10 protein-coding genes and 1 other annotated feature (1 of these 11 only partly in view) are annotated in these 14,958 nt (G+C 45.4%); all 10 genes read right to left on the bottom strand.

The features are described from left to right. Positions 1–360 precede the first annotated feature (360 nt). Complete coding sequence (tuf, locus tag BK126_RS27785) at positions 361–1,551, bottom strand: elongation factor Tu (RefSeq protein WP_076315700.1); 1,191 nt, start codon at positions 1,549–1,551, stop codon at positions 361–363. Positions 1,552–1,657: 106 nt separating this feature from the next. After that, on the bottom strand, positions 1,658–3,733 hold the full coding sequence (fusA, locus tag BK126_RS27780) for an elongation factor G (protein ID WP_076315699.1): 2,076 nt from the start codon (positions 3,731–3,733) through the stop codon (positions 1,658–1,660). Positions 3,734–3,783: 50 nt separating this feature from the next. Further along, entirely contained in the window at positions 3,784–4,254 is a 471-nt protein-coding gene (gene rpsG, locus BK126_RS27775) for a 30S ribosomal protein S7 (RefSeq protein WP_047914093.1), read from the bottom strand. A gap of 113 nt (positions 4,255–4,367) precedes the next feature. Further along, entirely contained in the window at positions 4,368–4,790 is a 423-nt protein-coding gene (gene rpsL / locus BK126_RS27770; protein ID WP_047914094.1) for a 30S ribosomal protein S12, read from the bottom strand. 146 nt (positions 4,791–4,936) lie between these two features. Beyond that, the gene (locus tag BK126_RS27765; protein ID WP_076315698.1) at positions 4,937–5,188 is read right to left on the bottom strand and encodes a ribosomal L7Ae/L30e/S12e/Gadd45 family protein; all 252 of its coding nucleotides are present in this window, start codon (positions 5,186–5,188) and stop codon (positions 4,937–4,939) included. Between the two features lie 215 nt (positions 5,189–5,403). Next, positions 5,404–9,018 (bottom strand): DNA-directed RNA polymerase subunit beta', encoded by a 3,615-nt coding sequence (gene rpoC / locus BK126_RS27760; protein ID WP_076315697.1) that lies wholly within the window; start codon positions 9,016–9,018, stop codon positions 5,404–5,406. 115 nt (positions 9,019–9,133) lie between these two features. Next, complete coding sequence (gene rpoB, locus BK126_RS27755; RefSeq protein WP_076315696.1) at positions 9,134–12,685, bottom strand: DNA-directed RNA polymerase subunit beta; 3,552 nt, start codon at positions 12,683–12,685, stop codon at positions 9,134–9,136. A gap of 409 nt (positions 12,686–13,094) precedes the next feature. Continuing rightward, positions 13,095–13,694, bottom strand: a complete 600-nt coding sequence (locus BK126_RS27750) for a class I SAM-dependent methyltransferase (protein WP_076315695.1) — start codon at positions 13,692–13,694, stop codon at positions 13,095–13,097. A gap of 119 nt (positions 13,695–13,813) precedes the next feature. Continuing rightward, the gene (rplL, locus tag BK126_RS27745) at positions 13,814–14,179 is read right to left on the bottom strand and encodes a 50S ribosomal protein L7/L12 (RefSeq protein ID WP_076315694.1); all 366 of its coding nucleotides are present in this window, start codon (positions 14,177–14,179) and stop codon (positions 13,814–13,816) included. A 55-nt stretch (positions 14,180–14,234) separates the two neighbouring features. Continuing rightward, positions 14,235–14,741, bottom strand: a complete 507-nt coding sequence (rplJ, locus tag BK126_RS27740) for a 50S ribosomal protein L10 (protein ID WP_076315693.1) — start codon at positions 14,739–14,741, stop codon at positions 14,235–14,237. A gap of 123 nt (positions 14,742–14,864) precedes the next feature. Further along, positions 14,865–14,958: a sequence feature (ribosomal protein L10 leader region), on the bottom strand (it continues 59 nt past the right edge of the window).

The following is a 14,958-nucleotide window of genomic DNA, read 5'->3' as shown; positions in this document are numbered from 1 at the left end:
GACCCACTCTCCCATGGCAAAGGGGCCGGGTGTGTCAGTAACCTCTCACATCATCGCAACGTCACAGAACAACATTCATTATTATATAGAAAACCTAGGCGTAATGCAAGCTTTTATATAAAAAAGATAGATAAAATTCTGAATAGACTTCAGCTCTCTATTTTTTCGAATGCACTTCCCGAATCGCAACTCGTACTATTATATATGATGAAGCTCTAAAAAGCCAAAGGTAATTTATGAAAAAAAGTTTAAATATAAAAAGGATCTCGGCGATTAACGCCGAGATCCTTTTGTTCGTTCCGATACACTGTTGCTCGTTCCAGTACATTGTTGCTTTATATGATTCGGCATGCAGCCAAATTATTTAATGATTGTTGCTACCGCACCAGCGCCTACTGTACGTCCACCTTCACGAATAGAGAACTTAGTTCCTTCTTCGATAGCGATTGGAGCGATCAGAGATACTGTTACTTCGATGTTGTCGCCAGGCATAACCATTTCAGTACCTTCTGGCAGGTTGATGATACCAGTTACGTCAGTTGTACGGAAGTAGAACTGAGGACGGTATCCAGTGAAGAAAGGCTTATGACGGCCACCTTCTTCTTTAGTCAATACGTATACTTGAGCAGTAAACTCAGTATGAGGTTTAACTGAACCTGGTTTGGAAAGAACTTGTCCACGCTCGATTTGAGTACGGTCTACACCACGAAGCAATGCTCCGATGTTGTCACCTGCTTGAGCGGAATCCAGAAGTTTACGGAACATTTCAACGCCCGTTACTACGGATTTTTTGGACTCTTCAGCGATACCAACGATTTCGATTTCATCGCCGACTTTAACAGTACCACGCTCTACACGGCCTGTAGCAACTGTACCACGACCAGTGATGGAGAATACGTCCTCGACAGGCATCAAGAAAGGCTTGTCAGTGTCGCGCTCTGGAGTTGGGATGTAAGTATCGATTTCTTTGAACATCTCAACGATTTTTTGAGCCCATTCGCCTTCTGGGTTTTGAAGAGCTTCACGAGCAGATCCACGAGTGATTGGCGTGTCATCACCTGGGAAGTCATATTCGCTAAGAAGGTCGCGAACTTCCATTTCAACCAGCTCAAGAAGTTCTTCGTCTTCTACCATATCGCATTTGTTCAAGAATACTACGATGTAAGGTACGCCTACTTGGCGGGACAGAAGGATGTGCTCACGAGTTTGTGGCATTGGACCATCAGCTGCGGATACAACCAGGATCGCTCCATCCATTTGTGCAGCACCAGTGATCATGTTTTTAACATAGTCGGCGTGACCTGGGCAGTCAACGTGTGCATAGTGACGTGCATCAGTTTCGTACTCTACGTGTGCAGTAGAGATAGTGATACCGCGTTCGCGCTCTTCTGGAGCTTTGTCGATTTGATCGAATGCAACTGCTGCACCGCCGTAAGTTTTGGACAATACAGTAGTGATTGCTGCAGTCAAAGTAGTTTTACCATGGTCAACGTGACCAATAGTACCAATGTTAACGTGTGGTTTATTACGTTCGAATTTAGCCTTTGCCATTTGAACGTGGCCTCCTTAAAAGTGGTTTATATTATATGTTGGCACTGTGTACAGCACCATAAGAGTCATTAAACCTTATGACGCTGTGTACATCAGTGAGTAAAACTTATTCTCCCTTAACTTTGGACACGATTTCTTCGGAGATTGTTCTTGGTACTTCTTCATAGTGAGAAAGTTCCATAGAGAACACCCCGCGTCCTTGTGTACCAGAACGGAGAGTTGTGGAATATCCGAACATTTCAGAGAGAGGCACTTTAGCACGAATGATTTGCGTACCACCACGGGAATCCATACCTTCGATTCTACCGCGACGGGAGTTCAGCATACCCATTACGTCACCCATGTACTCTTCTGGAACAGTTACTTCCACTTTCATGATTGGCTCAAGCAGGACAGCTTTACACTTGTCTTTAGCTGCTTTAAGTGCCATCGATCCGGCAATTTTAAACGCCATCTCGTTGGAATCGACATCATGGTATGAACCGTCTACGATTGTAGCTTTAACGTCTACAAGTGGGAATCCTGCAAGGACACCATTTTTCATAGCTTCTTCAATACCTTGTTGAGCAGGACCAACGTATTCACGTGGTACAGATCCACCCACAATTTTGCTGTCGAATTGGTTACCGCTACCCGCTTCAAGCGGTTCGAATTCAACCCATACGTGTCCATATTGACCGCGGCCACCGGACTGACGTACGAATTTACCTTCAACGCGCGCTGCTTGACGGAATGTTTCACGGTAAGCAACCTGTGGTTGACCAATGTTTGTGTCCACTTTGAACTCACGACGCATACGGTCGATGATGATATCAAGGTGAAGCTCACCCATACCAGCCAAAATTGTTTGACCTGTTTCTTCATCAGTATGAGCACGAAGAGTTGGATCCTCCTCAGTCAACTTACCGAGAGCAACAGACATTTTGTCTTGGTCGGCTTTGGTTTTTGGTTCAACCGCGATTTGAATAACCGGATCAGGGAAGTTCATAGACTCCAGAATGACCGGATTCTTCTCATCACATAGTGTATCACCTGTACCTGTATCTTTCAAACCTACAGCAGATGCGATATCACCAGCATATACTTCAGTGATTTCTTGACGGCTGTTCGCGTGCATTTGAAGGATACGACCGATACGTTCACGTTTTCCTTTAGTTGCATTCAATACGTAAGATCCAGATGTAAGAACACCAGAGTATACGCGGAAGAATGTCAATTTACCCACATAAGGATCCGTCATGATCTTGAACGCAAGTGCCGAGAATGGCTCTTCGTCAGAAGATTTACGAATCGCTTCAGTTCCATCTTCCAAAGTACCTTTGATGTCAGGAACATCAATAGGAGCTGGCAGATAGTCCAGAACCGCATCCAGCATCAGCTGAACACCTTTGTTACGGTAAGAAGATCCACAGATAACTGGGAAGATTTTAACTTCTACTACACCTTTACGAAGAGCGGATTTGATCTCATCAACAGTGATTTCTTCGCCTTCTAGGTATTTCATAGTCAGATCTTCATCAAGCTCTGCTACTTTCTCGATCAGTTCCATACGAAGTTCTTCAACTTGATCTGCATATTCTGCAGGAATTGTAGTTTCTTCGATGTCTTTACCAAGATCGTCTTTGTACATATATGCTTTTTGCTCAACGATATCAATGATACCAATGAAATCATTCTCAGCACCGATAGGAAGCTGGATAGCAACAGCATTTGCTTGAAGACGCTCGCGCATATCCTTAACAACGTTAAGGTAGTCTGCACCGATGATATCCATTTTGTTTACATATGCGATACGAGGAACGCCGTAACGGTCAGCCTGTCTCCATACAGTTTCAGACTGAGGCTCAACGCCTTCTTTCGCACTGAAAACACCTACTGCTCCGTCCAATACACGAAGGGAACGTTCAACTTCAACTGTGAAGTCAACGTGTCCCGGGGTATCGATGATATTAACGCGGTGACCTTTCCATTGAGCGGTCGTAGCAGCGGAAGTAATCGTGATCCCGCGCTCCTGTTCCTGCTCCATCCAGTCCATAGTCGCAGCACCCTCGTGAACTTCCCCGATTTTGTGCGTACGGCCTGTGTAGAACAAGATCCGCTCAGTGGTAGTAGTTTTACCGGCGTCAATATGCGCCATGATCCCGATGTTACGTGTATTTTTCAAGGAGAACTCTCTTGCCATGACATGGGTCTCCCTTCAAAATGAAGTTATATTTTAAAGACTGATAAATCCTACCAACGGTAGTGAGCAAACGCTTTGTTCGCTTCAGCCATTTTGTGTGTGTCTTCACGTTTCTTAACGGAAGCACCAGTGTTGTTGGAAGCATCGATAATCTCAGCTGCCAAACGCTCTTCCATTGTTTTCTCACCGCGGCTGCGGGAGTAGTTTACGAGCCAACGTAGACCAAGGGAAGTACGTCTTTCCGGTTTAACCTCGATAGGTACTTGGTAGTTAGCACCGCCGACACGACGAGCTTTAACTTCCAGAACCGGCATAATATTTTTGATAGCTGCTTCAAAAACTTCCATAGGATCTTTACCTGTACGTTCTTGAATCAAGTTGAACGCATTGTAAAGAATGCTTTGAGCAACACCACGTTTTCCATCAAGCATGATGCGGTTGATCAGACGAGTAACAAGTTTGCTGTTGTACACCGGATCAGGCAACACGTCTCTTTTGGTAACTGGACCTTTGCGTGGCATGGATATCCCCCTTTCTTGCATGTTTATTATTCTTAATTTGTTGTTGTTGTTGTTCTGTAACCGAAGCGCTAATTCGCAAACGGCTTACTGACTGTAAAATCAATGTGTTGATCTTACGCTTTTTTAGCTTTAGGGCGTTTCGCACCATACTTGGAGCGAGCTTGCATACGGTTGTTAACACCTGCAGTATCAAGCGCACCACGAACGATATGGTAACGTACACCCGGAAGGTCTTTAACCCGACCACCACGGATCAGAACGACACTGTGCTCTTGCAAGTTGTGTCCGATACCTGGGATGTAAGCAGTAACCTCGATACGGTTAGTCAAACGTACACGGGCATATTTACGAAGCGCGGAGTTCGGTTTCTTCGGAGTCATCGTACCTACACGAGTACAAACACCACGTTTTTGCGGAGCACTGATATCAGTAGACTCACGTTTCAGGGCATTGAAGCCTTTTTGCAACGCAGGAGATTTGGATTTGTAGATCTTTGCTTGACGTCCTTTACGAACGAGCTGATTAATTGTTGGCATGTTGCCACCCCCTTCCTAGATTCGTCATTCTATTTATAAACCTCAATTCTTAAGTCCACAGACCCAGGCGGTTCATAAAAGAACAAATGAAAAGTTTTTGCCGTTTAGGAAGCTCTTGCATTCCAGACAAAAACATCTTCTTATACCTATTGTTTCAATACAGCTACCATAGCCGCTCCCACTTCAATTCCGCAAGCCTTGCCGAGCTGCTCCATCGTATCGACTATGTTCAGCTTCACTTGATGCTTCTCACATAGCGACTTGATCTTAGAAGTGATTCGCATATCAGCGTCCTGAGCTACATAAACTTCAACAGCCAGTCCTGATTCAACCATCTTCATGGTTTGCTTGGTACCGATCTTGACATGAGCATCCTGCAAAAAGTTGTCATTCGACATTTATCAATACCTCCGAGAAGACATGATAACATGCGGCTACTCACGCACCTTTGCTATATTAGCATTACAACACATTCGTTGTCAAGAGATTCAATCAAACTCTAAACATTAAAATTGTAGTATCAGGAGGAAGTATGAGCCTTCTCTCCTGATATACAATCGGGTACGTGTTTACCGATCAAATTCACCTTAAACAGGCGGATTCGAGCTATTCATCAGTCTACAGATACCGGTTCAAGCTCTTCTAATTGAGATTCGCCATCTTCCGGATTAGCAAACTTCACACTGCGGTAACGGTTCATACCTGTACCTGCAGGGATCAGTTTACCGATAATTACATTTTCCTTCAATCCAAGAAGCTGATCGACCTTACCTTTGATTGCTGCATCCGTCAGGACACGAGTCGTTTCCTGGAAGGAAGCTGCGGACAAGAAGGAATCTGTTTCAAGAGACGCCTTGGTGATACCCAGAAGGACTGGCTTAGCCACTGCAGGCTCCTTGTCACTAAGAATTGCCGTCTTGTTTGCTGTTTCATATTCATGAGTATCAACAAACGAACCTGGAAGAAGCGTAGTATCTCCTGCATCCACGATACGAATCTTGCGCAGCATTTGACGAATCATTACTTCTACGTGCTTGTCGTTGATTTCTACACCTTGGTTACGATATACGCGCTGTACTTCTTGCAGAATGTAGTTTTGAACGCCACGTACACCTTTGATACGCAGCATTTCTTTCGGGTCAATTGAACCATCCGTAAGCTCATCCCCCGCTTCAATCTCCATTCCCTCGCTTACGCGCAGACGGGAGCCATAGGTAACTGCATAGACTTTCGTCTCAGCTTCACCTTGAACTTCAATTTCACGGCGATCTTTAGCTTCACGGATCTCTTTGATAACACCATCAATTTCACTGATGGTTGCTTGACCTTTCGGATTACGCGCTTCGAAAAGCTCCTGGATACGCGGAAGACCCTGAGTAATATCGTCTCCAGCGACACCACCGGTATGGAACGTACGCATTGTAAGCTGTGTTCCTGGCTCACCGATGGATTGTGCAGCGATGATACCAACTGCTTCCCCGATCTCGACGTGTTTACCTGTTGCCAGGTTGCGTCCATAACACTTCTTGCAGACACCATGACGAGCACGGCAGCTAAGCACAGAACGTATTTGCAGTTTGTCTACTCCTGCTTTAACAATAGCCTCAGCTTTGTCAGAATCGATGAGCTCATTACGATGTGCAATGATTTCACCTGTCTCAGGATGACGAACCGTTTGGAAGCAATAGCGGCCTTCGATACGATCATATAGATCCTCGATAACCTCTTTACCATCTTGAATACGGCTTACAGTGAAGCCTTTATCTGTTCCGCAATCATCTTCCCGAACAATCACATCTTGCGCTACGTCAACGAGACGACGAGTCAGGTAACCTGAGTCAGCTGTACGCAGGGCTGTATCGGCAAGACCTTTACGTGCACCGTGCGTGGACAGGAAGTACTCGAGTACCGTCAGACCTTCACGGAAGTTCGATTTGATTGGGAGCTCGATAATACGTCCTGATGGGTTGGCCATCAGACCCCGCATACCGCCCAGCTGTGTAATCTGAGATTTGTTACCACGGGCTTTAGAGTCAACCATGAGCATGATGGAGTTGAAGCGATCCATCGATTTCATAAGGACTTCCGTGATATCATCTTTTGCTTTGGACCAGATATCAATGACGCGGTCATAACGCTCTTCGTTCGTGATCAAACCACGACGGTACTGATTCGTAACGACAGCAACCTTCTCATCTGACACACGCAGAATCTCATTCTTCTCATCAGGGACAATAACGTCGGATACACCAACGGTAACCCCAGCACGAGTAGAATACGTGAATCCAAGCTGTTTGACCTTATCCAAGATCATAGATGTTTGTGTTGTATGGTATACCTCGAAGCAGCGTGCAATGATATGACCAAGATAGTCTTTGCCGACTCCACCCGCTTGAGGTGCATTCATAATTGCTTCTCTCAGGTCAGCGCCTTTCTCATACACAAAGGAATGCTCCGGCGTACCTTGGAAGAGGTTAGCGCGAGTTGCATCATTAATGTATGGGAAGCTGCTTGGGAAGATTTCGTTAAAGATAATCTTACCGACCGTTGTGATCAGCATCGCATTTTGCTGCTCATCCGTAAAGCTTGTTTTGTTAAGAGCTTTGACCGGAATTGCAACACGTGCATGAAGACCCGCAGTTCCGCGTTGGTAAGCAGATACAGCTTCATTCACTGTACGAAGGATCATACCTGAGCCTTTTTCTTCTTTGTTATCCATTGTCAGATAGAAGGATCCAAGAACCATATCCTGAGATGGAGTAACAACCGGCTTACCATCTTTAGGGTTCAAGATATTACCTGACGCAAGCATAAGAAGACGAGCTTCGGCTTGAGCTTCAGCGGACAAAGGTACGTGAACGGCCATTTGGTCACCGTCAAAGTCGGCGTTGTAAGCCGTACATACGAGCGGATGCAAACGGATCGCTTTACCTTCCACCAGAATCGGTTCAAATGCTTGAATACCCAAACGGTGAAGCGTAGGGGCACGGTTAAGAAGTACTGGATGTTCCTTAATTACTTCTTCAAGAACGTCCCATACTTCAGGACTCACACGTTCAACTTTACGTTTTGCACTCTTAATATTATGCGCCAGACCTTTGTTCACAAGCTCTTTCATAACGAAAGGCTTGAACAACTCAAGCGCCATATCCTTAGGCAAGCCGCATTGGTACATCTTAAGGTAAGGACCTACGACGATAACGGAACGACCAGAATAGTCAACACGTTTACCGAGCAAGTTCTGACGGAAGCGACCTTGTTTACCTTTCAGCATGTGGCTGAGAGATTTGAGCGGACGGTTACCAGGACCTGTAACAGGACGGCCACGACGGCCGTTATCGATCAGAGCGTCAACTGCTTCTTGAAGCATACGCTTCTCATTCTGAACGATGATGTCTGGTGCACCAAGATCAAGAAGGCGTTTCAGACGGTTATTACGGTTAATTACACGACGATACAGATCATTCAAGTCAGAAGTCGCAAAGCGGCCGCCGTCAAGCTGAACCATCGGCCGAAGCTCCGGTGGAATGACAGGAAGTACATCCATGATCATCCAATCCGGTCTGTTGCCGGAATTACGGAAAGCTTCGATAACTTCAAGGCGCTTAATCGCACGATTACGGCGCTGACCTTGAGCTGTGCGGAGCTCTTCTTTCAAGAATTCAAGCTCTTTATCAACGTCGAGGTCTTGAAGCAGCTTTTTAACCGCTTCTGCACCCATGCCTGCTTGGAACCCGTAGCCGTATTTCTCACGGTAGCTGCGGTATTCTTTTTCAGACAGCAGTTGTTTTTTCTCCAGTGGAGTCTCACCTGGATCGGTAACAACATAAGATGCAAAATAAATGATCTCTTCAAGAGATCTTGGAGACATATCCAGAGCCAGACCCATACGGCTTGGAATGCCTTTGAAATACCAGATATGTGATACCGGAGCAGCCAGTTCAATATGCCCCATACGCTCACGGCGTACTTTGGCACGAGTCACTTCAACGCCGCAACGGTCACAAACGACGCCTTTATAACGAACGCGCTTGTATTTACCACAGTGACATTCCCAGTCCTTAGTAGGACCGAAGATCTTCTCGCAGAACAGACCCTCTTTTTCCGGTTTTAGCGTACGATAGTTAATCGTCTCCGGTTTTTTCACTTCTCCGCGGGACCAAGAGCGAATTTTTTCCGGGGATGCAAGCCCGATTTTCATATATTCGAAATTGTTTACGTCCAACAAGGAGCAACCCTCCTTAACCAAGTCCTAAATTTTAGGTTCTCCCCCCTCTGAAGCGAGATGCTTCAGAGGGGATTAGAGCCTGATGAAAATTCCGGTATTGTTACAGTCGACTATGTTATTCTACACCGACTTCTGTGCCTTCAAGGTTGAGGCTCAGCTTATCGCCTGCAGCGTCATCATCGTCATCCGATTCTTTCAGATCGATCTCTTCTTCGTCTTTGGTAAGCATTTTAACGTCCATACCCAAGCTCTGCAGCTCTTTGATCAGTACCTTGAAGGACTCAGGGATACCTGGTTCTGGAACATTCTCACCCTTGACAATGGATTCATAAGTCTTAACACGTCCAACAACGTCATCAGACTTAACTGTAAGAATCTCTTGCAGGGTATATGCTGCACCATAGGCTTCAAGCGCCCAAACCTCCATCTCACCGAAACGCTGACCACCAAACTGAGCTTTACCACCCAGCGGCTGTTGCGTAACAAGTGAGTATGGTCCTGTGGAGCGGGCGTGGATCTTATCGTCAACCATGTGCGCCAGCTTGATCATGTGCATGACACCGACGGTAACTTCACGCTCGAAGCGCTCGCCCGTACGTCCATCAAACAGCACAGTCTTACCATTACGCTGCATGCCTGCTTCTTCCATCGTGTCAAACACATCATGCTCTGTAGCACCGTCAAATACCGGTGTAGCTACATGAATACCAAGCTGCATAGCAGCCATACCCAAGTGAACCTCAAGCACCTGTCCGATGTTCATACGGGATGGTACCCCTAGTGGGTTAAGCACGACTTGAACCGGTGTACCATCCGGAAGGAATGGCATATCTTCTTCTGGAAGAATACGGGCCACGACCCCTTTGTTACCGTGACGTCCGGCCATTTTGTCACCCTCGGAAATTTTCCGTTTTTGAGCGATATAGACACGTACGAGCTGGTTAACACCCGGAGGCAGTTCATCACCGTTCTCACGTGTGAAGACTTTAACGTCTACCACAATTCCGTCTGTACCGTGTGGTACGCGAAGTGAAGTATCGCGAACTTCACGAGCCTTCTCACCGAAGATCGCATGAAGGAGACGCTCTTCCGCTGTAAGCTCGGTTACCCCTTTAGGTGTAACTTTACCAACAAGAATGTCGCCGGCTGCAATTTCAGCACCGATGCGGATAATTCCGCGCTCATCAAGGTTACGAAGTGCTTCTTCACCCACGTTAGGAATATCGCGAGTAATTTCTTCAGGTCCGAGCTTCGTATCACGAGCTTCAGACTCATATTCTTCAATGTGAATGGAAGTGTACACGTCTTCTTTAACAAGTTTTTCGCTAAGAAGAATCGCATCCTCATAGTTGTAACCTTCCCAAGTCATGAAGGCAACGACTACGTTGCGGCCCAGTGCCAATTCACCCATTTCAGTAGATGGTCCATCTGCCAAAATGTCGCCTTTTTTAATGTGATCGCCAATTTTTACGATTGGACGTTGGTTAATGCATGTTCCTTGGTTCGAACGCATAAATTTGTGTAATTTATGTTTAACGATATCGCCCTTAACTTCCTTGCCGTCAACAAGTTCAATTCTGCGAACCCAAATTTCATTGGCAGAAGATCTCTCAATAATACCGTCATGTTTGGATACAATACATACACCGGAGTCTTTCGCAGCTTTGTGTTCCATACCCGTACCTACAAGCGGAGCTTTAGGAATAAGAAGTGGAACCGCCTGCCGCTGCATGTTAGATCCCATGAGTGCACGGTTGGAGTCATCGTTCTCAAGGAACGGAATGAGCGCCGTTGCAACGGATACAACCTGCTTAGGAGATACGTCCATGTAGTCAACGCGGTCATTCGGCATCGTTGTGATGTTGTCAGACTGCTTGTTGTAACGAACAACGACCATATCCTCAGCAAAAGTACCGTCTTCATTCAATTTCGCATTCGCCTGAGCAATAACATAGTTATCCTCTTCGTCTGCAGTTACATAACGAACTTGATCTGTAACTTGGCCTGTCTTCGGATCTACCCAGCGATATGGAGCTTCGATGAAGCCATATTCGTTGACGCGTGCAAATGTAGACAAGGAGTTGATCAAACCGATGTTCGGTCCCTCTGGAGTCTCGATCGGACACATACGCCCATAGTGGGATGGATGTACGTCACGGACTTCAAAGCCTGCGCGCTCACGAGTCAAACCACCAGGTCCTAGAGCAGACAGACGACGTTTATGCGTAAGTTCGCCCAGCGGATTCGTTTGGTCCATAAACTGAGACAACTGCGAGCTTCCGAAGAACTCTTTAATGGATGCAATAACCGGACGAATGTTGATCAACGCCTGAGGTGTAATGACGTTCGCATCCTGAATAGACATTCTCTCACGAACAACGCGCTCCATACGGGATAGACCAATACGGAACTGGTTCTGCAAGAGCTCACCAACAGAACGAAGACGACGGTTACCCAAGTGGTCGATATCGTCTGTATCACCAATACCATGAAGCAGGTTCAAGAAGTAACTGATGGAAGAAATGATATCTGCTGGCGTAATATGCTTAACAGATTTATCAATGTTGCTGTTCGCAATCAATTTAACGACTTTACCGTCTTCTATTGGAGAGAATACATCAATAGTTTGGACCGGAATATCATTAGCATCAAGAACACCGTTCGCCACATGATAAGTACGTTGTCCAACCGCCTCTTCACTCTCAAGTGCAGGCATAATTTCATCAAGCAATCTGCGGTCAACAATTTGTCCAGCCTCTGCAATGATTTCTCCAGTAGAGATATCAATCAAAGATTCTGCAAGACGTTGATTGAACAGACGGTTCTTGATATGAAGCTTTTTATTGATTTTGTAACGACCTACGTTCGCAAGATCATAACGTTTTGGATCAAAGAAACGTGCTACAAGCAAGCTCTTCGCATTATCCAAAGTCGGTGGTTCACCCGGACGAAGACGTTCGTAAATTTCGATCAGTGCTTTCTCTGTCGAATCTGTGTTGTCTTTATCCAGCGTATTCCGGATATATTCATCATTACCCAGCAAATCCAAAATCTCAGCATCTGTACCAAACCCAAGCGCTCTCAGCAGTACAGTCACTGGAATCTTACGAGTACGGTCGATACGAACATAGATAATGTCCTTCGCGTCCATCTCAAGCTCCAGCCACGCTCCGCGATTCGGAATCACTGTTGCGGTATAAGATTTCTTTGCGTTCTTATCTAATTTAGTGCTGAAATAGACGCTAGGAGAGCGAACCAACTGGCTGACAATAACCCGTTCCGCACCGTTGATAATAAAGGTGCCTGTTTCGGTCATCAGCGGGAAATCACCCATGAACACTTCCTGCTCTTTGACTTCGCCCGTTTCCTTATTAATGAGCCGGACTTTTACCCGAAGCGGTGCGGCATAAGTAACGTCGCGTTCTTTCGCGTCGTCTACCGTATATTTCGGTTCACCGAGACTGTAGTCGATAAATTCCAATACGAGATTACCTGTAAAATCCTGAATTGGCGAGATATCCTGGAACATTTCGCGCAATCCTTCCTCCAAAAACCATTCGTAAGATTTTTGTTGGATTTCTATCAGGTTCGGAATTTCGAGTATCTCGTTAATTCGTGCATAACTGCGCCGAGTGCGTCGACCATACTGAACAAGATGTCCTGCCAACTTAAACTCACCCCTCAATGTCTACTCACTTTTAAAAATTTCGTTGCGAACCTCTGTTTGTAACCTTATAATGGAACTCATATAAGATGAATCAACCAGAGAGAGAGCATCCACAAATAAAGAAAAGCCCTTACTCGAATGTTTTTTCGAAAAAAGAGCAACTTATTAGTGAATTTCTCCTTCATCCCAGAAAAACCCACTCACCTCATAGTCTGCCCAAAATGTACATATTATACGCGGATCCACACACAAATATGCGATCCAAGCGAAAAAAAGATTGACATTTTAACAAACTAAAGCTAAGTAGGGCATCTTAATACTGACATTTATTAAGAATACCACAATGGCGATACCAAGTCAATAGTCCTATTGCGATTTTTTTTAGTTTGTATATACTAATATACCCGCATTATTTCTTTGCCCTGAATATCCGATACCCTTTGTCCTTCGTTACTTCTTCAACCACACTAAACATCGATTCCAACTTCGCTTTGGCAGAAGGTGCCCCTTGTTTCTTCTGTATAACAATCCACAGTGTTCCACCTTCGTTCAGCTGCTCATAGGCTTCTTCAAAAATTGCATGTACAACGTCCTTACCAGCCCGGATCGGAGGATTGGTTAGGATGACATCGAACCTATCTTCTCTCACTGCTTCCAGCCGGTCACTCTGTTTAATAACGGTATTTGCACTTACCTGGTTTTGAATTGCATTATGCCTTGCCAGTTCTACGGCACGCTCATTGATATCAATCATCGTAACCACTGCATCCGGCAGGAGCTTAGCTGCCACAATCCCGATTGGACCGTAGCCGCACCCTACATCCAGAACTGACTTGGCTCCCTGAAGATCCATCGCTCCAATAAGACCCCTGCTGCCATAATCCACACCGTTCTTTGAAAATACTCCTGCATCACTGGTTAGTTTAAGCTTGTAACCTCTCAGCTCTGTTTCAAGAGTTTGTCTATCGTGAGCGGCTTCAGGCTTATTAGAATAATAATGATCTGACATGGGATACCTCCAATTCACCTTCACTTACAAAAGTTGCAGCCATTCATAACAACAAACCCCTTGACTCTATCAAGGGGTTTGTATGTTTTGTTTCCAATTCACTAGTTAAGTGAAATCAATTATTTTACTTCAACAGAAGCGCCAACTTCTTCAAGTTTAGCTTTAACTGTTTCTGCTTCTTCTTTGCTTACTTTTTCTTTCAGTGGTTTTGGAGCGTTGTCAACGAGTTCTTTAGCTTCTTTCAAGCCAAGACCAGTGATTTCGCGAACCGCTTTGATTACGTTGATTTTGGAAGCACCAGCAGATGCCAAGATTACGTCGAACTCAGTTTGCTCAGCAGCTTCAGCACCGCCAACAGCGCCGCCCATAACAGCTACAGGAGCTGCAGCAGTTACGCCGAATTCTTCTTCGATTGCTTTAACAAGATCGTTCAGTTCCAAAACAGTCATACCTTTAATTGCTTCCAAGATTTGCTCTTTACTCATGGTAGAACCTCCATTATTTAAATTAGTATTTTATATAGCCTGGTATTTCAAAAAATTAAGCGCCTTGCTCTTCTTTTTGTTCGCCGACTGCTTTAACCGCAAGGGCGAAGTTGCGTACAGGTGCTTGAAGCACGCTGAGGAGCATGGAAAGAAGTCCTTCGCGGGATGGAAGTTCTGCCAGTGCTTTAACTTCTTCAACACCAACAACACGTCCTTCAACTACTGCACCTTTCAATTTCAGTGCATCGTTCTTCTTAGCGAAGTCGTTCAAAATTTTAGCTGGAGCAACAGCATCTTCACCGCTGAATGCAATCGCAGTAGGACCTGTCAGAACTTCATCAAGTTCAGTCAGCTCTGCAGCTGCAGTTGCACGGCGAAGCAATGTGTTCTTCAGGACTTGGAATTCGATACCCGCTTCACGAAGCTGTTTACGCAGCTCAGTTACTTGGGCAACGTTCAGACCACGGTAGTCAGCTACTACTGTAGTTGCGCTCTCACGCAATTTCGCAGTTACCACGTCAACCGCTTCTTGTTTAGCTTGAATCACTTTTGCGTTTGCCAAATTGTACACCTCCTGATAGATTCCTTGCTCAGTACCGCATGGCACTTCGCATCTTCGTTAACCGCTAGAAGCGGAAGTTTCCCGTAAGATAGGTGAGGCTTGATCCGATGTATCAGCTTCATTTATCCAATAAGAAAAGCCTCCGTAGAATCACGAAGGCTTGATAAAGTCAGATTGAGCATAGAAACTCAATTGATACGTTCTATCATCACACCTC

This window comes from Paenibacillus sp. FSL H7-0326, assembly GCF_001955535.1.
Taxonomy (GTDB): Bacteria; Bacillota; Bacilli; order Paenibacillales; family Paenibacillaceae; genus Paenibacillus; species Paenibacillus shunpengii.
The sequence above is the reverse complement of the archived record's forward strand: the minus strand, read 5'-3'. Positions and strand labels throughout refer to the sequence as shown.